Origin of the sequence: Stenotrophomonas maltophilia, from assembly GCF_006970445.1 — a bacterium.
In the GTDB taxonomy this organism is placed as follows: Bacteria; Pseudomonadota; Gammaproteobacteria; order Xanthomonadales; family Xanthomonadaceae; genus Stenotrophomonas; species Stenotrophomonas maltophilia_AU.
This window is the reverse complement of sequence record NZ_CP033877.1, coordinates 949,751-975,082: the sequence shown is the minus strand read 5'-3', so window position 1 is coordinate 975,082 and position 25,332 is coordinate 949,751. Positions and strand designations below refer to the sequence as shown.

Annotated in this window: 20 protein-coding genes and 11 tRNA genes; 6 read left to right on the top strand and 25 right to left on the bottom strand. The window is 65.8% G+C overall.

Going from position 1 to position 25,332, the window contains the following annotated elements; genetic code table 11:
• Positions 1–131: 131 nt before the first annotated feature.
• The 19 genes from EGM71_RS04410 to EGM71_RS04320 form a co-directional block, all read right to left on the bottom strand.
• A complete protein-coding gene (locus EGM71_RS04410; protein WP_188488026.1) occupies positions 132–2,087 on the bottom strand; it encodes a peptidyl-prolyl cis-trans isomerase in 1,956 nt (651 codons plus the stop codon).
• Positions 2,088–2,268: 181 nt separating this feature from the next.
• Positions 2,269–2,345 (bottom strand) — tRNA-Asp (locus tag EGM71_RS04405).
• 106 nt (positions 2,346–2,451) lie between these two features.
• Positions 2,452–2,528 (bottom strand) — tRNA-Asp (locus EGM71_RS04400).
• An 87-nt stretch (positions 2,529–2,615) separates the two neighbouring features.
• Positions 2,616–2,692, bottom strand: a tRNA-Asp gene (locus EGM71_RS04395).
• Positions 2,693–2,775: 83 nt separating this feature from the next.
• Positions 2,776–2,852: transfer RNA gene (locus tag EGM71_RS04390), tRNA-Asp, on the bottom strand.
• Between the two features lie 26 nt (positions 2,853–2,878).
• Positions 2,879–2,953, bottom strand: a tRNA-Val gene (locus EGM71_RS04385).
• 11 nt (positions 2,954–2,964) lie between these two features.
• The gene (locus EGM71_RS04380) at positions 2,965–3,237 is read right to left on the bottom strand and encodes an HU family DNA-binding protein (protein ID WP_004146343.1); all 273 of its coding nucleotides are present in this window, start codon (positions 3,235–3,237) and stop codon (positions 2,965–2,967) included.
• 219 nt (positions 3,238–3,456) lie between these two features.
• Complete coding sequence (gene lon / locus EGM71_RS04375; protein WP_188488024.1) at positions 3,457–5,907, bottom strand: endopeptidase La; 2,451 nt, start codon at positions 5,905–5,907, stop codon at positions 3,457–3,459.
• Positions 5,908–6,050: 143 nt separating this feature from the next.
• The gene (clpX, locus tag EGM71_RS04370; protein WP_032129320.1) at positions 6,051–7,340 is read right to left on the bottom strand and encodes an ATP-dependent Clp protease ATP-binding subunit ClpX; all 1,290 of its coding nucleotides are present in this window, start codon (positions 7,338–7,340) and stop codon (positions 6,051–6,053) included.
• 126 nt (positions 7,341–7,466) lie between these two features.
• Positions 7,467–8,093: an ATP-dependent Clp endopeptidase proteolytic subunit ClpP gene (gene clpP, locus EGM71_RS04365; RefSeq protein ID WP_004146318.1), complete on the bottom strand. Its 627-nt coding sequence runs from the start codon at positions 8,091–8,093 to the stop codon at positions 7,467–7,469.
• A 76-nt stretch (positions 8,094–8,169) separates the two neighbouring features.
• Positions 8,170–9,465, bottom strand: a complete 1,296-nt coding sequence (gene tig / locus EGM71_RS04360; RefSeq protein ID WP_014036145.1) for a trigger factor — start codon at positions 9,463–9,465, stop codon at positions 8,170–8,172.
• Between the two features lie 189 nt (positions 9,466–9,654).
• A tRNA-Leu gene (locus EGM71_RS04355) sits at positions 9,655–9,739 on the bottom strand.
• A gap of 139 nt (positions 9,740–9,878) precedes the next feature.
• Positions 9,879–10,244, bottom strand: coding sequence for a hypothetical protein (locus EGM71_RS04350; RefSeq protein WP_188488022.1), 366 nt, complete (start codon positions 10,242–10,244; stop codon positions 9,879–9,881).
• A 442-nt stretch (positions 10,245–10,686) separates the two neighbouring features.
• Positions 10,687–10,762: transfer RNA gene (locus EGM71_RS04345), tRNA-Lys, on the bottom strand.
• Between the two features lie 198 nt (positions 10,763–10,960).
• Positions 10,961–11,036: transfer RNA gene (locus tag EGM71_RS04340), tRNA-Lys, on the bottom strand.
• Between the two features lie 79 nt (positions 11,037–11,115).
• Positions 11,116–11,192, bottom strand: a tRNA-His gene (locus EGM71_RS04335).
• 192 nt (positions 11,193–11,384) lie between these two features.
• Positions 11,385–12,131, bottom strand: coding sequence for a BPL-N domain-containing protein (locus EGM71_RS04330; RefSeq protein ID WP_223224534.1), 747 nt, complete (start codon positions 12,129–12,131; stop codon positions 11,385–11,387).
• Between the two features lie 126 nt (positions 12,132–12,257).
• A tRNA-Arg gene (locus EGM71_RS04325) sits at positions 12,258–12,334 on the bottom strand.
• Positions 12,335–12,373: 39 nt separating this feature from the next.
• A tRNA-Pro gene (locus EGM71_RS04320) sits at positions 12,374–12,450 on the bottom strand.
• A gap of 180 nt (positions 12,451–12,630) precedes the next feature.
• Here EGM71_RS04320 and EGM71_RS04315 point away from each other — a divergent pair.
• Positions 12,631–13,389, top strand: coding sequence for a Bax inhibitor-1/YccA family protein (locus EGM71_RS04315; protein ID WP_188488020.1), 759 nt, complete (start codon positions 12,631–12,633; stop codon positions 13,387–13,389).
• 125 nt (positions 13,390–13,514) lie between these two features.
• Positions 13,515–14,135, top strand: a complete 621-nt coding sequence (locus EGM71_RS04310; RefSeq protein ID WP_188488018.1) for a flavin reductase family protein — start codon at positions 13,515–13,517, stop codon at positions 14,133–14,135.
• 3 nt (positions 14,136–14,138) lie between these two features.
• On the opposite strand, the gene EGM71_RS04305 is transcribed toward EGM71_RS04310, so the two are convergent.
• The 6 genes from EGM71_RS04305 to grxC all read right to left on the bottom strand — a co-directional run bounded on the left by EGM71_RS04305 (position 14,139) and on the right by grxC (position 18,885).
• Positions 14,139–14,900, bottom strand: coding sequence for a sulfite exporter TauE/SafE family protein (locus EGM71_RS04305; protein ID WP_188488016.1), 762 nt, complete (start codon positions 14,898–14,900; stop codon positions 14,139–14,141).
• A gap of 25 nt (positions 14,901–14,925) precedes the next feature.
• A complete protein-coding gene (locus EGM71_RS04300; RefSeq protein ID WP_188488014.1) occupies positions 14,926–15,834 on the bottom strand; it encodes a LysR family transcriptional regulator in 909 nt (302 codons plus the stop codon).
• Positions 15,835–15,887: 53 nt separating this feature from the next.
• Positions 15,888–16,631 carry a cysteine hydrolase family protein gene (locus EGM71_RS04295; RefSeq protein WP_188488012.1) on the bottom strand — a complete coding sequence of 248 codons (744 nt, stop codon included), beginning with the start codon at positions 16,629–16,631 and terminating at the stop codon, positions 15,888–15,890.
• A 247-nt stretch (positions 16,632–16,878) separates the two neighbouring features.
• On the bottom strand, positions 16,879–17,883 hold the full coding sequence (locus tag EGM71_RS04290) for an isocitrate dehydrogenase (RefSeq protein ID WP_014036138.1): 1,005 nt from the start codon (positions 17,881–17,883) through the stop codon (positions 16,879–16,881).
• Between the two features lie 322 nt (positions 17,884–18,205).
• Positions 18,206–18,598, bottom strand: a complete 393-nt coding sequence (locus tag EGM71_RS04285) for a carboxymuconolactone decarboxylase family protein (protein ID WP_032129080.1) — start codon at positions 18,596–18,598, stop codon at positions 18,206–18,208.
• Positions 18,595–18,885, bottom strand: coding sequence for a glutaredoxin 3 (grxC, locus tag EGM71_RS04280; protein ID WP_004154541.1), 291 nt, complete (start codon positions 18,883–18,885; stop codon positions 18,595–18,597). The genes EGM71_RS04285 and grxC overlap by 4 nt, the downstream gene beginning before the upstream one ends.
• 88 nt (positions 18,886–18,973) lie before the next feature.
• Here grxC and EGM71_RS04275 point away from each other — a divergent pair, with 88 nt between their 5' ends.
• The 4 genes from EGM71_RS04275 (at position 18,974) to ppk1 (ending at position 25,010) form a co-directional block, all read left to right on the top strand.
• A complete protein-coding gene (locus EGM71_RS04275; RefSeq protein ID WP_188488010.1) occupies positions 18,974–20,674 on the top strand; it encodes a M48 family metalloprotease in 1,701 nt (566 codons plus the stop codon).
• Between the two features lie 116 nt (positions 20,675–20,790).
• The gene (gene phoB, locus EGM71_RS04270) at positions 20,791–21,480 is read left to right on the top strand and encodes a phosphate regulon transcriptional regulator PhoB (protein ID WP_005408258.1); all 690 of its coding nucleotides are present in this window, start codon (positions 20,791–20,793) and stop codon (positions 21,478–21,480) included.
• Between the two features lie 106 nt (positions 21,481–21,586).
• Entirely contained in the window at positions 21,587–22,918 is a 1,332-nt protein-coding gene (phoR, locus tag EGM71_RS04265; RefSeq protein ID WP_188488008.1) for a phosphate regulon sensor histidine kinase PhoR, read from the top strand.
• A 4-nt stretch (positions 22,919–22,922) separates the two neighbouring features.
• Entirely contained in the window at positions 22,923–25,010 is a 2,088-nt protein-coding gene (gene ppk1, locus EGM71_RS04260) for a polyphosphate kinase 1 (protein WP_188488006.1), read from the top strand.
• Positions 25,011–25,332: the final 322 nt, after the last annotated feature.

The window sequence follows — 25,332 nt, the reverse complement described above, 5'->3', positions numbered from 1 at the left end:
CGAGCCCATGCTCGGCTTTTTCATGCCTGCGCCCAGCAGATGCAGTCGAGCATGCCTCGACGCCACGCGCCGGCAGGCATAAAAAAAGGCCCGGCATTGCCGGGCCTTTCTCATGAATGCAGCCGCAAGGCTTACAGGTTCGCTTCGGTGGTCTGGACCACGAACTTCTTGCGCATCGCCTCGATGTAGGCCTTGGCCGCGGCCATGCCGTCGATCTGGCTCAGCTGTTCCTTCAGCTGCTTCTGCTGCTCTGCAGTCACTTCCTTGATGTCGCCCGGATTGACCTTGTTCACCGCGAACAGCAGCGCGTGGCCATTGACGTCGACCTTGCCATAGCTCGGCTTGCCCTCGGCCGGCACCGGCGCACTGAAGATCGCGCGGTTGATTTCCGGGGTCGGCACCGGCTGGCTGCGCGGCAGGCCCGGCATCGGGCTCAGCTGCAGCTTCTCGCTGGCGGCCAGCGACTGCAGGGTGGCACCCGCCTTCAGCTTGGCCAGGATGGCATCGGCCGCCTTGTCGCTGGCCTGGCGCTGGCGATCGGCGCGGATCGCGGCGATGACCTGCTCACGGGCCTTGTCGAGCGGCAGGGCCTGTTCCGGGGTATGCGCGGCCACGCGGATGACCACGCTGTGGTTGGTCGCGCCGCCCAGGGCGATCGGATCACTGGCGGTACCGTCCTGCACCAGCACGTCGGAGAAGGCAGCACGCAGCACGGCCGGGTCAGCGGCGATACCACTGGCGGTCGCGCGGGTGATCGGGCCCAGCGTCTGCAGCGGCAGGTTCACTTCCTTGGCCGCAGCGGCCAGGTCGCTCGGGCTCTTGTTGATGGCATCGACCAGGCGACCGGCCAGCTCGTTGAAGCCGCGCTCGCCGTCGGCCTTCAGCTGTTCGGCAGCCAGCGTGTCACGCACTTCCTCGAACGACTTGCCCTGGCCACCGCGCACAGCGGCCACCTTGATGATGTGGTAACCGAACTCGGTCTTCACCGGGCCGATCACGTCACCGGCCTTGGCCGCAAACAGCGCGTCCTCGAACGGCTTCACCATCGCACCGCGCTCGACCCAACCCAGGTCACCGCCCTGGTCCTTGGAGCCCGGATCTTCCGAATTGGCCTTGGCCAGCGCGCCGAAATCGGCGCCGGCGGCCTTGGCTTCGGCAGCGATCTTGTTCGCCTTGGCTTCGGCACCGTCACCGGTGATCAGGATGTGCGAGGCCTGGCGCTGCTCCGGCGAGGTGAACTTCGCCTTCTCGTCTTCATAGCGCTTGCGCAGGGTGGCTTCATCGGCCGCAGTCGGTGCCGGCAGGTTCGCGCCGTTGATCTCGACGTATTCCAGCGACACGCTCTCGGCCTGGCGGAAATCCTTGCCGTGGCTGTCGTACCACTTCTTGATCTGCTCATCGGTGACCGGCGCGGTATCGGCCGGTACGGGCGGCAACGCGGCCAGCTCGACGTCGCGGGTTTCGCCCAGCAGCTTCAACAGGCGCTCAGTCTCGGCCTGGGTGACGAAGCCGGAGCTCTGCAGGCCCGACGGGATCACCGACTGCTGCAGGCTCTCGCGCACCAGCTCCTGGAACTGGGTCGGCGTACGCGGCGGGTTGCTGCCGGCCAGGGCCAGGCGATAGTTGTTCTCGTTGAACTTGCCGTTCGAATCGAGGAACGCCGGCATGGTCGCGATGTACTCGCGCACCGCGCCGTCGCCGATCACCACGCCGGCCTGCTCACCGACCAGGCGCACGACCTGCTCGTCGATCAGCTGATCGAGCACGGCCATCTTGTTCTCGGTGCTCTCGAACGCGCGCGGGTCGAAGTTGTCGCCCTGCTGCTGGCGCTCACGCATGCGCTCCTGCTCGAAACGCGTGCGGAAATCCTGCGAGCTGATCTCGTGGTGCTGCCACAGCATGCGCACCGGCCACCACGACGGCGCCGAACGCCACCAGGTCGGAGGCGCGGAAACCTTGGCCACGTTCTGTGCGCCAACGCCACCGAGGTAGCTGTTGTCGATCACGAACAGGAACGGAATCATCAGCAGCCCCAGGATCACAGTGACGATCCAGCCTGAGGTCTTGTCGCGGAGTTTCTGCAGCATGGTGAGGAATCACAAGGCCTGATTGGCGAGCCCGGCAGTGTAACCCGCTTCGCCGCAGGGACCAAAAGCAGCACCGGCGCGGCCTGCGCCCACTTCCGCAGGCATGCGCCATCCGTGCATCAGCAATCTCCACCAGCGCACAAAGAAAAAGCCCCCGGCTTGCGCCGAGGGCTTTTAAAGTTGGCGGAGCGGACGGGACTCGAACCCGCGACCTCCGGCGTGACAGGCCAGCATTCTAACCAGCTGAACTACCGCTCCGCGCTTGAACTTTGCAGGCGCCCAGTATATCCGAAGACTCTCTGGAAACCCAGCCCGATGAACACTTTTTTCAAAGTTTTTTCACGGGGACTTAAGAATTCTGCAATGGCGGAGCGGACGGGACTCGAACCCGCGACCTCCGGCGTGACAGGCCAGCATTCTAACCAGCTGAACTACCGCTCCGTTCTTGCAAAAACCTTTTCGTCTTCCTCCCGAACCTGTCGGTGAGAAGACAAGGCCCCCAGCTTTAGGCCGGGGGCCTCGATGTAATGGCGGAGCGGACGGGACTCGAACCCGCGACCTCCGGCGTGACAGGCCAGCATTCTAACCAGCTGAACTACCGCTCCGCGTTGTTACCTTTTTTGCTTTCTGCCGGCCTGGACCGGGGAGAAAACAAAGCCTCCAGCTTTTGGCCGGAGGCCTCGTTGAATGGCGGAGCGGACGGGACTCGAACCCGCGACCTCCGGCGTGACAGGCCAGCATTCTAACCAGCTGAACTACCGCTCCACACTCAAACTTTTACCGCGGTGCTGTGGTGGGTGCTGAGGGTTTCGAACCCCCGACCCTCTCCGTGTAAAGGAGACGCTCTACCGCTGAGCTAAGCACCCCAGCGAGCCGCTTAGTTTACAGCATCCTTCAGGGCCTTACCAGCCTTGAACGACGGATTCTTCGAAGCAGCGATCTTGATGGTGTCGCCGGTCTTCGGGTTGCGGCCGGTGCGGGCAGCACGGTCGCGGACCTGGAAGGTACCGAAGCCAACCAGGGTGACCGCATCGCCGTCCTTCAGCGCCTTGGTGACGGCAGCAACGACGGCATCGACAGCGCGGCTGGACTCGGCCTTGGTCAGGTCTGCAGCTTCAGCAACGGCATCGATCAATTCGGTCTTGTTCATTCTCTACAACTCCTTTGGCGGTGGGTTCCGCTTATTCGACAGGGAAGCAACCGCACGCGCTCTGCATGCGGCCGCCATGTGGAAACGGTTCGCCGAATTCAGCGATCGCCAGACTGCGATCACTCATTCGCGAGTGCTGCTTTTATACCAGCGGCCCTACCCCCACGCAAGCTGGAAAGCCAGCAACGACGCGGGTTTCGGGCCATTGGACAGCGCGCGTCAATGCTTGACGCGCGCGTTTCCACTCGGTTTGGCCTTGCTGCGCACCGTGACACGTTGCGCACTCTTGCGCGCCTTCTTCGGTGCCAACGGACGCTCCAGCGCCAGGTCCAGGACTTCTTCAATGTACTTCACCGGCACGATCTCAAGATCGCGGGTGACGTTGGCCGGGATGTCGGCCAGGTCCTTGCGGTTCTCTTCCGGGATGATGACCGTGCGGATGCCGCCACGCAGTGCGGCCAGCAGTTTCTCCTTCAGGCCACCAATGGCAGTGACGCGACCACGCAGGGTGATCTCACCGGTCATCGCCACATCGGCGCGCACCGGCACCTTGGTCAGCATCGATACCAGCGATGTGACCATCGCCGCACCGGCACTCGGGCCGTCCTTCGGCGTGGCGCCATCGGGCACGTGCAGATGCACGTCGTGCTTCTGCAGGAAGTCGCTGTCGATGCCGAAGCCGACTGCGCGCGAACGCACCACCGACAGCGCCGCCGAAGCCGATTCCTTCATCACGTTGCCGAGCTGGCCGGTCAGGATCAGCTGGCCCTTGCCCGGCACCAGCGTCGATTCGATCTGCAGCAGATCGCCACCGACTTCAGTCCAGGCCAGGCCGGTGACCAAGCCGATCTCGTTCTCTTCCTCGGCACGGCCGAAGTCGAAGCGACGCACGCCCAGGTACTTGTCCAGGTTCTTGCTGGACACGCTCACCAGCGCCTTGGACTTCTTCGCGCCCTTCTTCGCCTTCACCGGCTGCGGCCCGGCCAGCGCGATCTCCTTCACCACCTTGCGGCAGATCTTGGCGATCTCGCGTTCCAGGTTGCGCACGCCCGATTCGCGCGTGTAGTAGCGCACGATGTCCTGGATCGCATCGCTGCCGATCTCCAGCTCTTCCGGCTGCAGGCCGTTGGCCTTGATCTGCTTCGGCACCAGATAGCGGGTCGCGATGTTGAGCTTCTCGTCCTCGGTGTAGCCGGGGATGCGGATCACTTCCATGCGGTCCAGCAGCGGGCCGGGAATGTTGAGCGAGTTCGAGGTGGCCACGAACATCACTTCGGAAAGGTCCAGGTCCACTTCCAGGTAGTGGTCGTTGAACGCGTTGTTCTGCTCCGGGTCGAGCACTTCCAGCAGCGCCGAAGACGGATCGCCACGGAAGTCCATCGACATCTTGTCGATCTCGTCGAGCACGAACAGCGGGTTCTTGCTGCCGACCTTGTTGAGGTTCTGCACGATGCGGCCCGGCATCGAACCGACGTAGGTACGGCGGTGGCCACGGATCTCGGCCTCGTCACGCACGCCGCCCAGCGACATGCGCACGAACTTGCGGTTGGTGGCCTTGGCGATGGACTGGCCCAGCGAGGTCTTGCCCACGCCCGGCGGCCCGACCAGGCACAGGATCGGCCCCTTCATCTGCTTCACGCGCGACTGCACCGCCAGGTACTCAAGGATGCGCTCCTTGACCTTCTCCAGGCCGTAGTGATCAGCATCAAGGGTGTCCTGCGCGGCCTTCAGGTCCTTGCGCACCTTGCTGCGCTTCTTCCACGGCACGCCCAGCAACCACTCCAGGTAGTTGCGCACGACGGCGGCTTCGGCCGACATCGGCGACATCTGCTTGAGCTTGTTCAGTTCGTTGCGTGCCTTGGCTTCAACGGCCTTCGGCATGCCGGCTTCGGCGATCTTGCGGGCCAGCTCTTCCAGCTCGCCCGGTGCGTCGTCCAGGTCACCCAGTTCCTTCTGGATGGCCTTCATCTGTTCGTTGAGGTAGTACTCGCGCTGGCTCTTCTCCATCTGCGACTTCACGCGGCCGCGGATGCGCTTCTCCATCTGCTGCACGTCGATCTCGCCATCGACCAGGCCGACCAGCATCTCCAGGCGGTCACCCACGGCCAGCGTTTCCAGCAGGCGCTGCTTGTCGGCCAGGCGCACGCTGATATGCGCAGCGATGGTGTCGGCCAGGCGTGCCGGCTCATCGATGCCCGACAGCGTCTGCAGCAGCTCCGGCGGCAGCTTGCGGTTGGTCTTCACGTACTGCTCGAACAGCGACATCAGCGAGCGGGCGATCGCCTCGACCTCACGCGCTTCGCGCGCGTCGGTGGCGTCGATTTCCACAGCCTGCCCGTGCAGCGAGCCGTTGCGCTCGTCGACGTGGGTGACCTGCACGCGCGACAGGCCTTCGACCAGCACCTTGATGGTGCCGTCGGGCAGCTTCAGCAGCTGCAGCACCTGCGCCAGCGTGCCGACCTGGTAGAGGTCGGCCGCATGCGGGTCATCGGTCTCGGCCGACTTCTGCGCCAGCAGCAGGATGCGCTTGTCCGCCTCCATTGCCTGTTCGAGCGCGTGCATGGACTTGTCACGGCCGACGAACAGCGGGATGACCATGTGCGGAAACACCACTACGTCGCGCAGCGGCAGGACCGGCAGGTCGAGGGTTTCACTTGGGGAACGGGCCATGGGGGCTCCAGGGAAGGGGGAAAACCGCCTCCGGGAGGGCATCTTCCGGAGACAAAAAAAGCCGATGGCCCCGTTATGGGGCCATCGGCTTTCAGATGCAAGGCATTCCTTGAAAATCCTTTCCAATCAACAACCTGGAAGGATCACTCGGCGCCTGCGGCCTTCTGTTCAGGGGCCGCCGGGGTCTGGTAGATCAGGTACGGCTCGGACTTGTGCTCGATCACCGATTCGTCCACCACCACCTTGCTGACGTTTTCCTGCGACGGCAGGTCGTACATGGTGTCCAGCAGGACCGATTCGACGATGGTGCGCAGGCCACGGGCGCCGGTCTTGCGCTTGAGCGCCTTCCGGGCAATGGCCGACAACGCGTCCGGACGGAACTCCAGCTCGACGTTCTCCATCTCGAACAGCTTCTTGAACTGCTTGGTGATGGCGTTCTTCGGCTCGGTCAGGATCCTGATCAGGGCCGGCTCGTCCAGCTCCTCCAGGGTCGCCACCACCGGCAGGCGGCCGACGAACTCCGGAATCAGGCCGAACTTGATCAGGTCTTCCGGCTCGACTTCGGCCAGCACCTTGCCCACTTCCTGCTTGCGCTCGCTGCTCTTCACCTTGGCGCCGAAGCCGATGCTGCCGACGTCGGTGGAGCGGGCCTGGATCACCTTGTCCAGGCCAGCGAACGCGCCGCCGCAGATGAACAGGATGTTCTTGGTGTCCACCTGCAGGAATTCCTGCTGCGGGTGCTTGCGGCCGCCCTGCGGCGGAACGCTGGCCACGGTGCCTTCGATGAGCTTCAGCAGGGCCTGCTGCACGCCTTCGCCGGACACATCGCGGGTGATCGACGGGTTCTCGCTCTTGCGCGAGATCTTGTCGATTTCATCGATGTAGACGATGCCCTGCTGTGCCTTCTCGACGTCGTAGTCGCACTTCTGCAGCAGCTTCTGGATGATGTTCTCCACGTCCTCGCCCACGTAACCGGCTTCGGTCAGCGTGGTGGCGTCGGCCATGGTGAACGGCACGTTGAGCAGGCGGGCCAGGGTCTCGGCCAGCAGCGTCTTGCCCGAACCGGTCGGGCCGACCAGCAGGATGTTCGACTTCGCCAGTTCGACGTCGTCGTTCTTCTGCCGGCTCTCGATGCGCTTGTAGTGGTTGTACACGGCCACTGCCAGCGTGCGCTTGGCACGGTTCTGGCCGATCACGTACTGGTCGAGGACCTCGAGGATCTCGCGCGGCTTGGGCAGCGAACTGCGCGCCGACTGCGCCTTTTCCTCAAGTTCCTCACGGATGATGTCGTTGCACAGCTCCACGCACTCATCACAGATGAACACGCTCGGACCCGCAATCAGCTTGCGCACTTCATGCTGGCTCTTGCCGCAGAAAGAGCAGTAGAGGATCTTGCCGGTGTCCGTGGAACGACCTTGGCGGTCTTCGCTCATGCTTCGCTTACCCAGTTACCCCACCCGCTGAACGGGGGTTCGATTCGAGAATAGCACAGGGCCGAGGGGACACCAGTCCCACCCGACCCTGCAGGAACGGGGCCTCCCTGGCCCCGTGAAGGCCGGTCAGCCCGCCTGGATCGACTCATCCGGACGACGCTCCAGGACCTGGTCGACCAGACCATAGGCCTGCGCCTCGAAGGCACTCTTGAAGTTGTCGCGCTCGGTGTCGCGGGCGATCGTCTCCAGCGACTGGCCGGTGTGTTTGGCCAGCACCTCGTTCAGGCGCGAACGCAGGGTCAGGATCTCACGCGCGTGGATGTCGATGTCGGTGGCCTGGCCCTGGTAGCCGCCCAGCGGCTGGTGGATCATCACGCGCGAGTTCGGCAGCGCATAGCGCTTGCCGGCTTCGCCCGCGGCCAGCAGCAGGGCGCCCATCGAGGCGGCCTGGCCGATGCAGGTGGTGCTCACATTCGGCTTGATGTACTGCATGGTGTCGTAGATCGCCATGCCGGCGGTAACCACGCCACCCGGCGAGTTGATGTAGATGTTGATGTCCTTTTCCGGGTTTTCCGATTCCAGGAACAGCAACTGCGCCACCACCACGTTGGCCATGTGATCGTCGATCGGGCCCACGAGGAAGATCAGGCGCTCCTTCAACAGGCGCGAATAGATGTCGTAGGCACGCTCGCCGCGGCTGGTCTGCTCGACCACCATCGGAACCAGGTTCAGGGCTTTGGTTCGGTTGTCCATTACGTGAGGTACCTATCTTGGGGGGCTACAACCCCGCGCCGGCAAAGGCGCGGGGCATCCGGTGATCCGCCCGGGCTTACTGGCGGATCGCGTCCTGGAACGACAGCTTCTCTTCGGTGTGCTGGGCACGCTCGGCGATCCAGTCGATCACCTGCTCTTCCATCACACGGTTCTGCAGGCCAGACATCAGCTGGGGGTCGTTGCGGTACATCTCAATGACCTGTTCCGGCTCTTCGTAGGTCGAAGCGATCAGACGCATCGTTTCATTCAGGCGCTTGGCTTCCAGGCGCAGGTCGTTGATGCGGGCCACTTCACCGACCAGCAGGCCGACCAGCACGCGCTTGGCGGCGGCGTCCTTGAAGCCTTCATGGGCATCGGCCGGGATCTCACCGACGTTCTGGCCGTTGCGGCGGATCTGCTCGACCTGCTGGGCCAGCATGGCGCGGGCTTCGTTCTCGACCAGGCGCGGCGGCATTTCGACCGAGGCGTAGGCCGCGATCAGCTGCTCGCCCACTTCACGGCGCAGGCGGTTCATCAGGGCACCCTTCAGCTCGCGCTCCAGGTTGGCGCGGATGTCGCTGCGGAACTGCTCGACGTCGCCACCCTTCACGCCGAAGCTCTTGATGAACGCTTCGTCGACCGCCGGCACGACCGGCTCGGACACTTCGGCAACCTTGACGGTGACCTGCACGGTCTTGCCCGCCAGCACCGGCACGCGCCAGTCAGCCGGGAACTCGACGTCCAGGGTCTTCTCTTCGCCCTTGGCCAGGCCGACCAGGCCCTTTTCGATGGTGTCGAACATCATGCCCTGGCCGAGCACGATCGAACCCTTCTCGGTGCCCTCGGCCGGCAGGCGCTCTTCGCCGGCCTGCGACCAGGTTTCCACCGCGACCAGGTCACCGTCCTGCGCGCCACGGCTGACCGGGGCCCAGGTACGACGCTGGTTCTGCAGGTTTTCGATCATCTGGTCGATGTCGGCGTCGGTGATCTCGGCGCTGTGGCGCACGACGGTCAGCTTGCTGACGTCGATATCGCCGAAGTCCGGCACCACTTCCACGGTGGCCACGAAGGAGAACTCACCCTCGTCGCCCTTGTCGATGCGCGGGCTGCCGACGATGCGCAGGTCGTGCTCACGCACGGCGGCATCGAAGGTTTCGCGCAGCAGGCCGTCCAGCGCCTCACCACGGACCTGCGCGCCGAAGCGCTGCTCGATCACCTTGGCCGGCACCTTGCCCGGACGGAAACCCTTGATGCGGGTGGTACGGGCGATTTCGCCCAGGCGGCCGACGATGTGGCTCTGCAGACGCTCTTCCGGCAGCGAGAAGCTCAGGCGGCGTTCCAGGTTGCCGGTGGATTCGATCGAAGCTTGCATGTTGACTCCTGCCACCGGTGGCGCAGGCCCCCGGCTCGATGATTGGGATGAAACGGTTGTAAGGACACGACGTCTGGGACGCGCCTGCTTGCCGCAGCCCTTTAGTTTCGCCCAATTCGGCCTGCACTGCCAGCGCGTGCCGGTCAAGGGGGCGTCGATGGCCCGATCAGGGCGGGGACAGGCCGGCACTGGTGCGAAAGGGGGGACTCGAACCCCCACGCCTTGCGGCACTGGAACCTAAATCCAGGGCGTCTACCAATTCCGCCACTTTCGCGTGGCCGGCACAGGTGTTCATTGTCGCAGGCGATGACGGGAAGCGAAAGGCCTACACAAAGCTGAATCCACTTCGATCCGCGCCGTCGCTGCATCGCAGCCGCCCCGGCGGGCACCCGTCCGGCCAGGGCGACTGCAGCTTACTGCTGCGGTACAGCCCGGGCCGGCGCCACGCCTGCACCAGGGTCGACGGCCGCATCCAACTTCCGGACCTCCACGCCCCCATCGTCGGTACGACGCAGGGCCACCGACTCCGGCGCAGCCTTGCGCACATCCACCGAACCGTCCGCATTGCGCTGTACGTCCACCGCGTCGGGCAGGACCTCCCCCTCTGCGGGCTGAGCCGGCTGCATCTGCATGGCGTCGGCCGGGCGCGCTGGAAGGCTCTCCATGCCAGCATCGCGCTCGACGGTCGGCACGGGATCATTGCCCGGGGTGCAGGCCGCCAGTGCCATCAACGCGAAGGGAACCCACAGCGTGCGGTGCAATCGAGTGATATCAGCCATCAACATCTTCCTTCGTGCATGCGCCATCGGCGCGGAAGATCCATTGGGTGCGATGCAGGACGCGATGCGGTGAGAAGCAGCGCACAGCATTGAAAAAACTGATGACGCGTACGCCCCTGATTTCAGCATCGCTTCAGTAGACCCACGCCATGCACCGCTTCAGTAGATCCACGCCATGCGTGGATGAAGCGCAACCCGGCGCGCAGACAGGAAAAAAGCCACTTGGCGAACCAAGTGGGAAGCTGCCGCGCATTCGCGCCGCAGCCCCACGCTTTGCGCGGCAAAGCGCGGGCCCCACTTCATCAGCCCCCACATCCCGGCGGCTTCGCCGCGCCCCCTTGACTCAAGGGGGCTCCACACCAGCCAGCGCACTGACATCCGCAAGCGCAACCCGGCGCGCAGACAAGAAAAAAGCCACTTGGCGAACCAAGTGGCTTTCGTCTGGTGGGCTGTCAAGGATTCGAACCTTGGACCTATTGATTAAGAGTCAACTGCTCTACCAACTGAGCTAACAGCCCGAAATCGGGGCGCGAATTATGACCCGATCCGCTCGGTGGGTGCAAGCACTTTCTTCAACATCGTTGAAACCAGCACTGCGATCCCGCTGCGTTGCAGATCCACGCCAGGCGGGGCCCTGCAACGTGTGACCCATCGAAACGAAAGGGTCACACTTATATAAGAAAAAAGCCACCTGGCGTACCAGGTGGCTTCTGTCTTGGTGGGCCGTCAAGGATTCGAACCTTGGACCTATTGATTAAGAGTCAACTGCTCTACCAACTGAGCTAACGGCCCGTGAAACTCAGACGCACATTATAGCGTGCTTTCTGTTTATTGCAATACCGTTTCGACTGCGCCGACACGGTTGAATCAGTGGGGTGGCTGAGGGGATTCGAACCCCCGACCACCGGAATCACAATCCGGTACTCTAACCAACTGAGCTACAGCCACCACTGAAACTTTCGCTCCCCGCCGATACCGCCAGCGATGGAACCTTGTGCTTTGCGACCGGGCCGAACCAGAAGTCCGTCCCCCGAAGCGAGTCCGGCATTTTCCGGGAGTCGCGAAGGAATTGCAAGCATTTCTTCACATTGATGTGCAGGGCCGCGCTCCACCCCGCTCCGCCGCAGTCACACCACCAGTTCATGGTCGGTCAGCATCCAGCAGATCCTTGAACAGATCGCTCGAAGGCATCTGCGAAAGCGGGATCCCTGCCGCTCCGAACCACTCCGCCGAAGCTTCCGGATGCGGGCCGGACAGCACCACCACGCCCTTCCCATGACGATACGACGCAGCCGCGATGTCGCCATTGGCATAGCGCGAAATCACCCTGAATCCCTGATCACGCGGCACCGCGTGGAGATAGGGGCCGTCCTGGAAGTACACCGTCTGCCGCCCCCCGTTCCAGGTGACGGGAATCACCGCATCGTCCTCATCCTTCACCGGGAACCCCGGCCTTCCCGCCTCAGCGTCCAGGTCCTGCGCAAGCAGGCCGAAATGCGATACGCCCGCCAGATAGGCGCCCATGCACAGGCCGATGTAGGTTCCGCCGGCGTCGACGAAGCGGCGGATGGCCGCAGCTCCACCTTCTCCGACGGCCTCCATCGCGGCATCGATGTCCTGCCCGCCCCCCGGCTGCACATAGGCGCGGTAGCGCGACACGGCGAGCGAATCGACATCGGCGGCCTCGTCCGGGCCCAGAAAGACCACGCGATCGTCCGGATGCGAACGGTGGATGGCCTGCTCGACCGCCTCCGAACAGCCCGGACAACCCGCCTCGCCGCGATAGACCGCAATGACGGGCTCGGCGGCGGCCTGCGCGCACAGCGTCAGGCCCATCGCCAGCAGCAGCCAGCGTGATCGCACAACGTTCATGGAGGAAGGACTCATGGCGGGCACCCCTGCATGGGGCCAGGCCGACTATGCCTTGCCCGCGTTGGGCCAGATTGAATGCGCGCCAACGCAGCGCGAAGCCAGGCGGGGGCCGGCGGCGAATGAGGAATCGGGGGTTTCAGATGGCGCGCCCGACAGGAATCGAACCTGTAACCGCCGGCTTAGAAGGCCGGTGCTCTATCCAGTTGAGCTACGGGCGCCCGAACCGGAACGGTGTCCAATCCGACGTGATGTGGGATTGGTCGGGGTAGAGGGATTCGAACCCCCGACATCCTGCTCCCAAAGCAGGCGCGCTACCAGACTGCGCTATACCCCGGTCTTGCAATCCCCTCGGGTCAGGCCCGGGGAGTTGGTCATTGTCGCCAAGCCGGTCGCGAACTGTCAACGCGGAACGCTCGAACCTGACGTCTGCCACGGCGCCATGCGTGGTCATCGGCTATGCTCGCGGTCATCGGCCGGATGGCCGTCTCGACCCTCATTCGCACGGAGAACACGCATGCGCAGCGGCAACCCGGCTCTTTCCGAGTCGACCTTCCTCGACCTCGCCAGCGGTTCGGTGGTGACCAGCCCCGACCAGGCAATGACCCTCAACGGCACCGTCAACAAGACCGGTTTCCTGCTGCTGTTGACCGTGCTGACGGCCGCTTTCGCCTGGAACCAGACCATCGACGACTACGGCCAGGTCATGGCCGGAGCCAAGCTGTATGCCATGGGCGGCGCCATCGGCGGCCTGGTGCTGGCGCTGATCACCATCTTCAAGAAGGAATGGTCTCCGGTCACCGCGCCGATGTACGCGCTGGTGGAAGGCCTGTTCCTCGGCGCCATCTCGGCCGTGTTCAACGCCAAGTTCCCGGGCATCGTGTTCCAGGCAGTGCTGCTGACCTTCGGCACCCTGTTCGCCCTGCTGTTCGCATACCGCAGCGGCGTGATCAAGGCCACCGAGAACTTCAAGATGGGCGTGGTCGCCGCCACCGGCGGCATCGCCCTGCTCTACCTGGCCTCGTTCGTGCTGGGTTTCTTCAACATCAATGTGCCGGTGATCCACGACTCCAGCTGGCTGGGCATCGCCTTCAGCCTGTTCGTGGTGGTCGTGGCGGCGCTGAACCTGGTGCTGGACTTCGACTTCATCGAAACCGGCGTGGCCCAGCGCGCGCCGAAGTACATGGAGTGGTATGGCGCATTCGGCCTGATGGTGACCCTGGTCTGGCTGTACGTCGAATTCCTGCGCCTGCTGTCGAAGATCCAGCAGCGCTGAGTCCAGCCACGCCGAAAACGACAAGCCGCGATCCGCAAGGGTCGCGGCTTTTTTTGTGGGCCGCGCCTGCTCGGCTGTTTCAGGCGGTAGAGTCGAGCACGCTCGACGCTACGGAACACGCCCCCATGACCGACACCTTCCACAGCTACCGCCCGGCTGAAGGCCACCGCCTGCCGCATGACCCGTTCAACGCCATCATCGGCCCGCGCCCGATCGGCTGGATTTCCAGCTGCGACGCGCAAGGCACGTTGAACCTGGCGCCCTACAGCTTCTTCAACGCTTTCAACTACACCCCGCCGATCATCGGTTTCTCCAGCCAGGGCCGCAAAGACTCGTTGCGCAACATCGAAGCCACCGGCGAGTTCGTCTGGAACCTGGCCACCTTCGACCTGGCAGAGGCCATGAACGAAAGCTGCCGCGCGGTTGCAGCGGATGTCGACGAGTTCGCCCTCGCCGGCCTGACCCCGCTGGCATCCACGCAGGTGGCGCCACCGCGCGTGGCACAGAGCCCGGTGAGCATGGAATGCCGCTGCACCCAGATCGTGCGCCTGCGCGATGCCGGCGGACAGGACACCAACGGTTGGCTGGTGCTGGGCGAAGTGGTGGCGGTGCATATCGATGCACGGTTGCTGGTCGATGGCATCTACGACACCGCGGCGGCGGCACCGATCCTGCGCGGCGGCGGGCCTGCCGATTACTTCCGCATCGGCGCCGAACAGCGCTTCCGCATGTTCCGCCCGACCTGAATCTCAGCCCGTGACAGCGCGCGCCAGCAGCACCGGCAGCGACGACGCCAGCAGCGCGATGCCCGAGGCGGTCAACAGGCTCAGTACGATCTGCCGGAAGCGCGCCTCGCTGATGCCGATGTAGACACGCGCACCCAACAGGGTCGGCACCAGCATGGCCGGTGCCACGATGGCGAAGTACGGCAGCATCTGCCGGCTCACCAGGCCACTCCCGACATAGGTGGCCATGGTTACCGCCAGCATCGCCAGATTGAAGTTCTGGATGACCGCGCGCTGCTCGTCCTTGCCGAAGCCACGCAGCGTGCTCCACAGCGTCGGCACCGGTCCGGCGAAACCGCCAATGCCGCTGAGCACGCCACCGGCCATGCCGGCGATCGCATCGCCGACACGACCGCCGACGGTAACCGGCGGCAACGAGCGCGCCATCAGCATCACCGGGCACCACAGCGCGAGAAAGCCACCGAGCAGCGCCTTGAACCAGTCCATGTCCAGCTGCGGCAGTACCATCACGCCCAGCGGAATGCCCGCCAGGCCTCCCAGCACGAACGGCAGCAGCAGGCGCAGGTTGAACCCGCGGCGCACGGTGAACACCGCGACCAGCTGACCGACCAGCGCCCCGAACACCGACAGCGTGGCGGCCAGTCGCGGCTCCAGTCCCCATGCCCAGAACGACATCGCCACCATGCCGAAAGCGAAACCGGACAGGCCCTGCACGAATCCGGCGACGATCGCGCCCAGCGCGACCAACAGATAGACCGACTCCATCACCACCTCGGCTTCAGCCGCGCGACTAACCTGCCGCGCCCATCGGTGCAGCGTAGTGCGCCGCAAGGTGCTCGACCAGCGCACGCACCTTGGGCGCGAGCGCACGTGCATGCGGATACAACGCGAAGTAGCGTCGCTGGCCGGCATGCCAGGTCGGCAGCACGCGGATCAGACGACCGGCGCGCAGGTCCTCCTGCACGGTCAGCGCGGTGAACAGGCTGATGCCCATACCGGCCAGCACGGCGGCGTACAGCGCGGGCGTGGCATCCACGCGCAGGCGCTGCCCGGCTTCAACGCTCTCGCTTGCGCCGCGCGGCCCCTGCAACTGCCAGGGCGGCATGGATGGCGTGGGACTGAAACCCAGCAGCGTGTGCTGTTCGAGATCGGCGGCCTGTCGCGGCAGGCCATGGCGTGCCAGGTAGGCCGGTGCGGCGACCAGGATGCGCGGACAGCTGGCCAGCTCGCGTGCGACCAGCTGGCTGTCCGGCAATGCAGCCGCAATACGCAGCGCCAGGTCGAAACCACCGCCCACCACATCCACCAGCTGATCATCCGCCGACAAGTCCAGCGTGACCTGCGGGTAGCGCTGCAGGAACGAGGGCAGCCAGTGCGGCAGCTCCTGGCTGGCCACCACCTGCGGCACGCTGATCCGTACGCTGCCGCTGGGTTGCGCCTGCCCGGCACGGGCACGGTCGTCGGCTTCCTGCAGGCGGTCCAGCAGCGTTGCCGCCTCACGGTAGTAATCGCGCCCGGCCTCGGTCAACGACAGCCGACGGCTGTTGCGATCGAGCAGGCGCACCTGCAGGTGTTCTTCCAGCTGCCGCAGTTGCCGCGACATCGCCGAGTGGGTGCTCCCCAGGCGTTCGGCGGCCGCAGTGAAACTGCCCGCGTCGACGATGGCGCGCAGCGCACGCAGGGCGGCGAAGTGATCCATCGGCGGGCAGCTCCAGGTGGCGGGGCCCGCGGCATGCGGGCCCGGCCAGCTTATCAAGCGCCGTCGCCAGCCTTGCGCACCGGCAGTGCCAGGACCGCGTCAGTCGTCATGACATCGCCGAAGGTGTCCTCGATCTGGGCCAGAGAGGCTTCATGCAGCGCCCGATGGTCGATGCGCTGGCCGCCGGCCAGGTCCAGGTCACGGCTGGCGCTGGCATCGGACGAGACGATCACCCGGTAGCCACGTGGCGCGGCCGCCGCATCGCGCGCGGCACCGGCCACGCAGGCGTGGGTCTGCAGGCCGGTGACGATCAGGGTGTCGATGCCGGCGCTCTTCAGCACCTGGTCGAGCGCGGCGGCGGACGCGCCGGCGAACACACTGACGTTGTCCTTCTGCACCACGGTCTCGCCCTGGCGCGGCTGCAGGTCGCGATGGAAGGCAGCATTGACGCTGCCCTGCGCGAACAGGGGTGCGCCGGCCGGAAGCACGTGCTGCACATGGATCACGCGGATGCCGTGGGCGTCGGCAAATTCGACCACCCGCTTCGCCTGCCGCAGCGCGGCCACGCCATCGGGAATGACCATGCGGCCACCGGCAAAGCCCGGTGCGGCCTTGGCATCGAAGTACTCATTCTGGAAGTCGATCACGAGTACGGCGGTCTTCGCCGCATCCAGCGAGGTCGCGACAGGCGCGCCGGCCATGTGGCGGATGGTGGGATGGGCCGGCTCGGCAGCGGCAACGGAGGTAGCGGTGGCCATGCCGATCAGGCTGGCCAGACCAAAGGCGGTGAGGTTCATGTTCAAGCTCCTGTGCGGTGGAAAGTGGGCACAGGATGCCGAGCACATGACGCACGAACCAGCCACGTAGAGGCACATGATCTGTGCGATATACGCACAGAAAATCCCCTGCGGGGCTCCCTATGGGTAGCTGCGGACCCAAGGGCCCCGTCATCCACGCATGGCGTGGATCTACCGAGCCGGCCCACAACGCAACGGGGCGCCCGAAGGCGCCCCGCTGTGGATCCAACCGAGGTCGGCCGGCCGCTTACAGGCGGCTGGCGATGGCCTGGGCAAAGCTCATGGTGGTGCCGGTGCCGCCCAGGTCGCCGGTCAGCGAGTCCTTGGCTTCCATGGTCGCCACGATGGCCTTGCGCAGGCGCTCGGCGTTTTCCGGCTGGCCGACGTGGTCCAGCATCTGTGCGGCTGCCAGCAGCAGTGCGCACGGATTGGCCTTGCCCTGGCCGGCGATGTCCGGCGCGGTGCCGTGCACGGCTTCGAAGATCGCCGCGTCCTTGCCGATGTTGGCACCCGGGGCCAGGCCCAGGCCGCCGACCAGACCCGCGCACAGGTCGGAGATGATGTCACCGAACAGGTTGGTGGTGACGATCACGTCGAACTGCTCCGGACGCATCACCAGCTGCATGCAGCAGTTGTCGACGATCATTTCCTGGAACTCGATCTCCGGGTACTGCGCGGCGACTTCACGGGCGACATTCAGGAACAGGCCCGAGGTCGACTTGATGATGTTGGCCTTGTGCACGGCGGTGACCTTCTTGCGGCCGGTGCTCTTGGCCAGCTCGAAGGCGTAGCGCACGATGCGCTCGGAGCCCTTGCGGGTGATGCGGGTGCCGGAGAAGGCGGTCTCGCCGTCGGCCGACACTTCCTGGCCTTCGGCCAGGTAGGCACCTTCGGTGTTTTCACGAACGGTGATCAGGTCGACGTTGTCGAAACGCGACTTGGTGTTCGGGAAGGTGTGGGCCGGACGCACGTTGGCGTACAGGTCGAAGTGACGGCGCAGGCTGACGTTGATCGAGGTGAAGCCGCCACCGACCGGGGTGGTCAGCGGGCTCTTCAGCGCGACCTTGTTGCGCGCGATCGATTCCAGGGTCACCGCCGGCATCAGGTCGCCGTGCTTTTCCAGGGCCACCAGGCCGGCGTCGGCGTCTTCGTACTCCAGGCCAGTCTTGAGCTGGTCGAGCACGAACAGGGTGGCGTCCATGATTTCCGGGCCAATGCCGTCGCCGCGGATGACCGTAATTTTCTGCGTCATTGATCGATGTTCCGAACAGGGGGAAAAACGCCGTCCGGACGTGCCCGGAAACGCCGGCGCAAAGGAAGTTTCACCAGCAATTATGCCTGAGCCGGGGCCGAGGTCCCAAATAGACCATGGTCCCAGTGCCCGGCCCAGGCAGAATTGCCCGCGCATCCCACCTTATCCCCGCGCCTGTCGGCGCGCCCCCTTGAACAACAAGGGGGCTCCTGGGCTGTTGGATTGCGGGGAAAGCCCTCGCGGGCGCGGTAGTGCCGGCCGCTGGCCGGCAACCTCGGCCATGTCGGGTTCAGGGGATGCCGGCCAGCGGCCGGCACTACCCTCAATGCGCGTGCGCTTCCGGGGCGGCGGCGCCGCCTTCGAGCTGGTCGAGGAAGTCGACCGCGCGGCGCAGGTGCGGGATCACGATGGAACCGCCCACCACCAGGCCGACCGAGAAGGTCTCGAAGAACTCCTCGCGGGTCACGCCGGCGTCCTTGCACTGGGCCACGTGGTAGCTGATGCAGTCGTCGCAGCGCAGCACCATCGAGGCCACCAGGCCCAGCAGCTCCTTGGTCTTCACGTCCAGTGCGCCGGCCTGGTAGGTCTGCGTATCCAGCGCGAAGAAGCGGCGCACCACCTGGTTCGGTTCGCCCAGGATGCGCTCGTTCATGCGCTTGCGGAACTCGGTGAACTCGGCGATGCGGTCCTTGCTGCCGTCGTCGGCCGCGCTCATGCCTGGCCCTGCCCGGCCAGCAGCGGCTCGAGCTTGCCTTCACGGTGCAGGGCCATCATGTCGTCGTAGCCGCCGACATGGACGTCGCCGACGAAGATCTGCGGCACGCTGGTGCGGCGGGTCAGCGCCATCATCTTCTCGCGCTCGGCCGGGTCCAGGTCGATGCGGACCTCGGTCCACTGCTGGCCCTTGCTCTTCAGGAAGTTCTTGGCGGCCACGCAGTACGGGCAGACGGCGGTGGAATAGATGGTGATGGCGGGGGCACCGCCGGCGGTCTGGGCTGTCACGGGAAACTCCACGATGGATCGACGGTCTACATATGGTACCGGTGCGCTGGAATTTCCACGCCACGGCCGCAACACTGTGGATTAACGAATGGTTGCCCCCCGCCCTGCCACGCTTGGCGCGCCCCGCCCGAGGACCTTCTGCTTGCGAGCCCTGCTGCTGACTACCGCCGTCACCCTGGCCCTGGCCATGCCGCTGGCCCAGGCCCAGGAGAAGCTGCCCGACATCGGCTCCTCGGCCGGCGAGCTGCTGACCCCGGCCCGCCAGGCCGAGTACGGCGCGATGATGCTGCGCGAGCTGCGCAACTACGGCTACCTGCTGGAGGATCCGCTGGTCAACGACTGGCTGCAGACCATGGGCACCCGGCTCGGCTCCAACAGTGACCAGCCGCGGCAGCCGTACACCTTCTTCGTGATGAACGACCGCCAGATCAACGCCTTCGCCACGCTGGGCGGCTACATCGGGGTCAATGCCGGACTGGTGCTGACCGCCGAGCGCGAGGACGAGGTGGCTGCGGTGCTGTCCCACGAAATCGCCCACGTCACCCAGCAGCATGTGCTGCGCGGTGTCGAGCGCGCCCAGCGCGACCAGATCCCGATCCTGCTGGGCATGCTGGCGGCGGTGGTGGCCGCCCAGGCCAGCAACAGCACGTCGTCCGGCAACGCGACGATGGCCGCGATCAGCTCGGGCATGGGCCTGATGCAGCAGCGGCAGATCAACTACACCCGTTCCAACGAGTCCGAGGCCGACCGCCTCGGCATCCGCACCCTGTCGCGCAGCGGCTACGACGTGGATGCGATGGCCGGCTTCTTCGAGCGGATGTCGGCGGCCATGCGCGGCAACGAAGGGGGCTACAGCGTTCCCGAATTCCTGCGCACCCACCCGGTCAACATCACCCGCATCAGCGAGGCCAAGTCCCGCGCCGAGCAGATGAAGAAGGACACGGTGCTGCTGACCACCAGCACCCCCACCGGCGAGCGCAAGGAGCGGGTGGACCCGGCCGATCCCAGCCTGGGCGAGCCGCTGCTGCGCGGCAACAACCCGCTGCTGCCCAGCAGTGTGCTGCGCCTGCCGATCGGCCAGCTCAACCGTGGCGCCAGCGGTGACTTCGACTGGGCGCGTGAGCGCCTGCGCGTGCTCAGCGCGGACTCCACCCCCGAGCTGGAGCGCGAGTATGCCGACCTGGCCAAGCGGCAGAAGGACGGCCTCAACGATGCACAGCGCTATGGCCAGGCGCTGGCGGTGATGCGCGGCGGCCGCGCCGGTGCCGGCCAGGCCCGGCAGACCCTGGCCGGCCTGCTGCAGACCCACCCCGGCAACCTGTGGCTGGCGCTGGGCCTGGGCGAAGCGGAGTCGCGCGCAGGCCAGGCCGCGCAGGCCAACAGCCGCTTCGAGCAGCTGCTGCGCGAACACCCCAACAGCCGCCCGGTGGCACTGACCTATGCCGAGATCCTGAACGAACAGGGCAACCGCGAGGCCGGCCAGCGCGCGCAGGCGATGCTGCGCCCCCTGCTGTCGCAAAGTGGTAACGATCCGGTCTTCCAGCAGCGTTTCGCCCGCGCCAGCGAGCTCGCCGGCGACAGCGTCCGTGCCAGCGAGGCCTATGCCGAGGCGGCCTTCCTCAGCGGACGGCCGGAACAGGCGCTGATGCAGCTGCAGGCGCTCAAGCGCAATCCGGCACTGGATTACATCGGCCGCGCGCGGGTCGACGCCCGCATCGAATCGATCACCCCGACGGTGCTTGAGCTCCGCCGGCAGGGCGTACAGGACCCGGACCTGGACCGCCGCTGAGCGCCGCATGACCGGCCGATGGCAATCCAGGCCGGTTCCGGCCGGGTAGTCACAAACATGTCATCAAACCGTAGTCTACTGGCACCACTCCAGTAACCGAGCCCTACGGTGTCCTCGTGCAGAAACGCATCCTGATCGTCGATGACGAGCCCGCGATCCGTGAAATGGTCGCCTTCGCCCTTCGCAAGGGCGACTACGAACCGGTCCACGCCGGCGACGCCCGTGAGGCCCAGACCGCCATCGCCGACCGCGTTCCGGACCTGATCCTGCTGGACTGGATGCTGCCCGGCACCAGCGGCCTGGACCTGGCCCGCCGCTGGCGCAAGGAAACGCTGACCCGCGAGGTGCCGATCATCATGCTGACCGCCCGCGGCGAAGAGAACGATCGCGTCGGTGGCCTCGAAGCCGGTGTCGATGACTATGTGGTCAAGCCGTTCTCGGCGCGCGAACTGCTGGCCCGCATCCGTGCGGTCATGCGCCGCGCCCGCGAGGACGACGAGGACGGCAGCGTGGCCGTTGGCCCGATCCGCATCGACGGCGCCGCCCATCGCGTGTTCGCCAACGACCAGCCGGTGCCGATCGGCCCGACCGAATACCGCCTGCTGCACTTCTTCATGACCCACCCGGAGCGCGTCTATACCCGTGCCCAGCTGCTGGACCATGTGTGGGGCGGCAGCGTGTACGTGGAGGAGCGCACCATCGACGTGCATATCCGCCGCCTGCGCAAGACGCTGGAGCCGTTCAACGCCGAGAACATGGTGCAGACCGTGCGCGGCGCAGGCTACCGCTTCTCCACTGCCACCTGAGTCTCGTCGTGCCGGCACCGCGCACCTGCGGGTGCCGGTGCCGGCAACTCTGCTATAACCCTCGGTTCACCCCAGTGAACCGCCGCACCTCAACGACGAGATCGCAATGCCCCGCCACATCCGCTCTGCCTGGTTGAAGACCCTGGCCACCGTTGCCGCGGTACTGCTGTTCGCCGGACTGGTGGGGTGGTTCACGGGCCACCTGTGGTTGTGCATCGCACTGGGCGCGCTGGCCACCCTGGCCTGGCATTACTGGCGACTGCGCAGCGTGCTGCGCCGGCTGACCGCGCGCCAGCGCTGGGACACCGCAGAGGAAGGCACCGGCGTCTGGAACGAACTGGACCGCCTGCTGTACCGCAACCAGGTGGAAATGCGCGTGCGCAAGCGCCGCCTGCTGGACATGCTGCGCAGCTACCGCGCCGCCGCCGCCGCGCTGCCCGACGCCGTCGTGGTGCTGGACCGCAACAGCCAGCGCGTGCAGTGGTTCAACGAAGCGGCCACCGCCCTGCTCGGCCTGCACCATCCCGGCGACCTTGGCGAGGCCCTGGTCGAACGCCTGCAGCCAATGCCGCTGGCCCACTGGCTGGCCGGTGGCCGCAATGCCGAACCGATCCTGGACGTGCCCTCCCCGGTCGATCCGGCGATCCGCCTGAACCTGCGCCTGATTCCCTATTCGTCGGATTACTGGCTGCTGATCGCCCGTGACGTCAGCAAGCTGCTGCGCCTGGAACAGGTACGCCGCGACTTCGTCGCCAACGTTTCACACGAGCTGCGCACGCCACTCACCGTGGTCCACGGCTACCTGGACATGATGGACCCGGAAGATTTCCCGGGCACCGGACCGATGCTGGAAGAAATGCGCAAGCAGAGCCAGCGTATGGCCCAGCTGGTGGAAGACCTGCTGACCTTGTCGCGCCTCGAATCGCAGGAACACAGCGAGGAAGAGACCGTGGCCATGCAGCCGATGCTGGCGACGCTGCGCCGCGAAGCCGAGGCGCACAGCCAGGGCCGTCACCAGATCAGCATCGACGACCTCGCCGGTGTCGACCTGCAGGGTTCGACCAAGGAACTGCACAGCGCCTTCTCCAACCTGGTCACCAACGCCGTGCGCTACACCCCGGCCGGTGGCCGCATCGCGGTGGAGTTCCGCCGCGAAGGCGACGGCGCGGTGCTGTCGGTGCGCGATTCCGGCTACGGCATCCCGGCCACCCACCTGCCACGCCTGACTGAACGTTTCTACCGTGTGTCCAGCAGCCGCTCACGCGAGAGCGGCGGCACCGGGCTGGGCCTGTCCATCGTCAAGCACATCCTCGGCCTGCACCACGCACGGCTGGAGATTGAAAGCGAAGTCGGCAAGGGCTCGGTGTTCTCCTGCCATTTCGATGCCGACCACGTGCGCCCGCGCGAGTCCGCCCCCCTGACCTCCATCGAAGAATGACGCCATGAGCAGCCTCGGATCCCTCCCCCTCCCCGTGAGCCCGGACAACGATCCGTTGCGCGACCCGGCGCTGTACATCAACCGCGAGCTGTCGCAGCTGGATTTCAACTTCCGCGTGCTGGCGCAGGCGATGGACCCGCAGGTGCCGCTGCTGGAACGCCTGCGCTTCATGTGCATCTCCTGCACCAACCTCGACGAGTTCTTCGAGATCCGCGCCGCCGCCGTGCGCCACGCGCAGGAATTCGGCCTGCCGCCGGCCCCGGACGGGATGAGCCCGCAGACCATCCTCAACGCCATCCATGACCGCGCTGCGGAACTGGTGGACCAGCAGTACCGCTGCTGGAACGAGACACTGCGCCCGGCGCTGATGGACGCCGGCATCGGCGTGCTCGGCCGCCATTCCTGGACCGACCGCCAGAAACGCTGGCTGCGTGCGTACTTCCGCAACGAGATCATGCCGGTGCTGTCGCCGCTGGGCCTGGACCCGGTGCACCCGTTCCCGAAGATCCTCAACAAGTCGCTGAACATCGTGGTGGTGCTGAAGGGCACCGACGCGTTCGGCCGCGCCGGCCATCTGGCCATCGTGCGTGCACCGCGATCGCTGCCGCGCATCATCCAGCTGCCGGAAAAGCTCGGCGGGCCGCAGAACTTCGTGTTCCTGTCCTCGGTGCTGTCGACCTTCGTCGATGAGCTGTTCCCGGGCATGGAAGTCCAGGGCGCCTACCAGTTCCGCGTCACCCGCAACTCCGAGCTGGTGGTGGACGAGGAGGAAGTGGAAAACCTGGCGCTGGCATTGCGCGACGAACTGGTCGACCGCGGCTACCGGCCGGCGGTACGCCTGGAGATCGCCCACGACATGCCGCGCGAGATCGTGCGCACCCTGCTGCAGAATTTCGGCCTGACCGAGAACGCGGTGTATCGCATCGATGGCCCGGTCAACCTCAACCGCATCATCCAGCTGTACGACCTGATCGCGCAGCCGGACCTGAAGTACCCGCCGATGACGCCGCGCACGCTGCGCGACAGCGACGGCATCTTCGAGACGGCGGCACGCCAGGACCTGCTGCTGCACCATCCGTTCGATGCCTTCACCGCAGTGCTGGAGCTTATCCGGCAAGCGGCGATCGACCCCAACGTGCTGGCGATCAAGCAGACCCTGTACCGCACCGGCAAGGATTCGCTGATTGTCGATGCACTGATCCAGGCCGCGCGCAACGGCAAGGACGTGACCGTGGTGGTCGAGCTGCGCGCGCGCTTCGACGAAGAGGCCAACCTCGGCCTGGCCGATCGCCTGCAGGAAGCCGGCGTGCAGGTGGTGTACGGCGTAGTCGGCTACAAGACCCACGCCAAGATGCTGCTGATCGTGCGCCGCGAGGGCCGCAAGCTGCGCCGCTACGTGCACCTGGGCACCGGCAACTACCACAGCGGCACCGCCCGCGCGTACACCGACATCAGCCTGATCACCGCCGATGCGGACATCGGCAACGACGTGCACCTGCTGTTCCAGCAGCTGTCCGGGCTGGCGTCGAAGATGAAGCTCAAGCGCCTGCTGCAGTCGCCCTTCACCCTGCACACCGGCATCCTCGGCCGCATCGAGCGCGAAACGCGCGTCGCCGCCGCGGGCCGCCCGGCGCGGATCATCGCCAAGATGAACGCACTGAACGAACCGCAGGTGGTGCGCGCGCTGTATGCCGCCTCGCAGGCCGGCGTGCAGATCGACCTGATCATCCGCGGCGCCTGCACCCTGCGTCCGGGCGTGCCGGGCATCTCGGACAACATCCGCGTGCGCTCGATCGTCGGCCGCTTCCTGGAGCACAGCCGCGTCTACTGGTTCGGCAACGACGGCGCACCGGAGATGTACTGCGCCAGCGCCGACTGGCTGGAACGCAACCTGCTGCGCCGGGTCGAGACCTGCTTCCCGATCCTCGATCCGGAGCTGGCCAAGCGGGTCTACCGCGAGGTCCTGCAGAACTACCTGGACGACAATCTCAACGCCTGGGAACTGGATGCCGACGGCATCTACCACAAGCGCGCGCCGGCGCACGACGAAGCCCCGCATTCTGCGCAGATGGCATTGATGCAGGGGCTCTGACCCGGTAGGTGCCGACCTTGGTCGGCACGTTTGGATTCATCCACGCATGGCGTGGATCTACCGTGTCGACCAAGGTCGACACCCACCAACAGCCGCGCAGAACGCCGTCCCGGCAGATCGCAGAGAACTGTCGAAGGCGGGGTGGGTCCGGTTGCGGGGGCGTGAGCGCCATGGATGGCGCGACCGAGCTTACATGGACGTACTTGCAGCGTCCCCCGCAGCCGGACTCACCCTGCCTGCCCACAGGAAGCCAGCCTTTGCTTCGGCTGTTGCCGTTGCCGTTGATTCGGCAGGTGCAGGGCGCAGCCCTGCCGCACTCCCC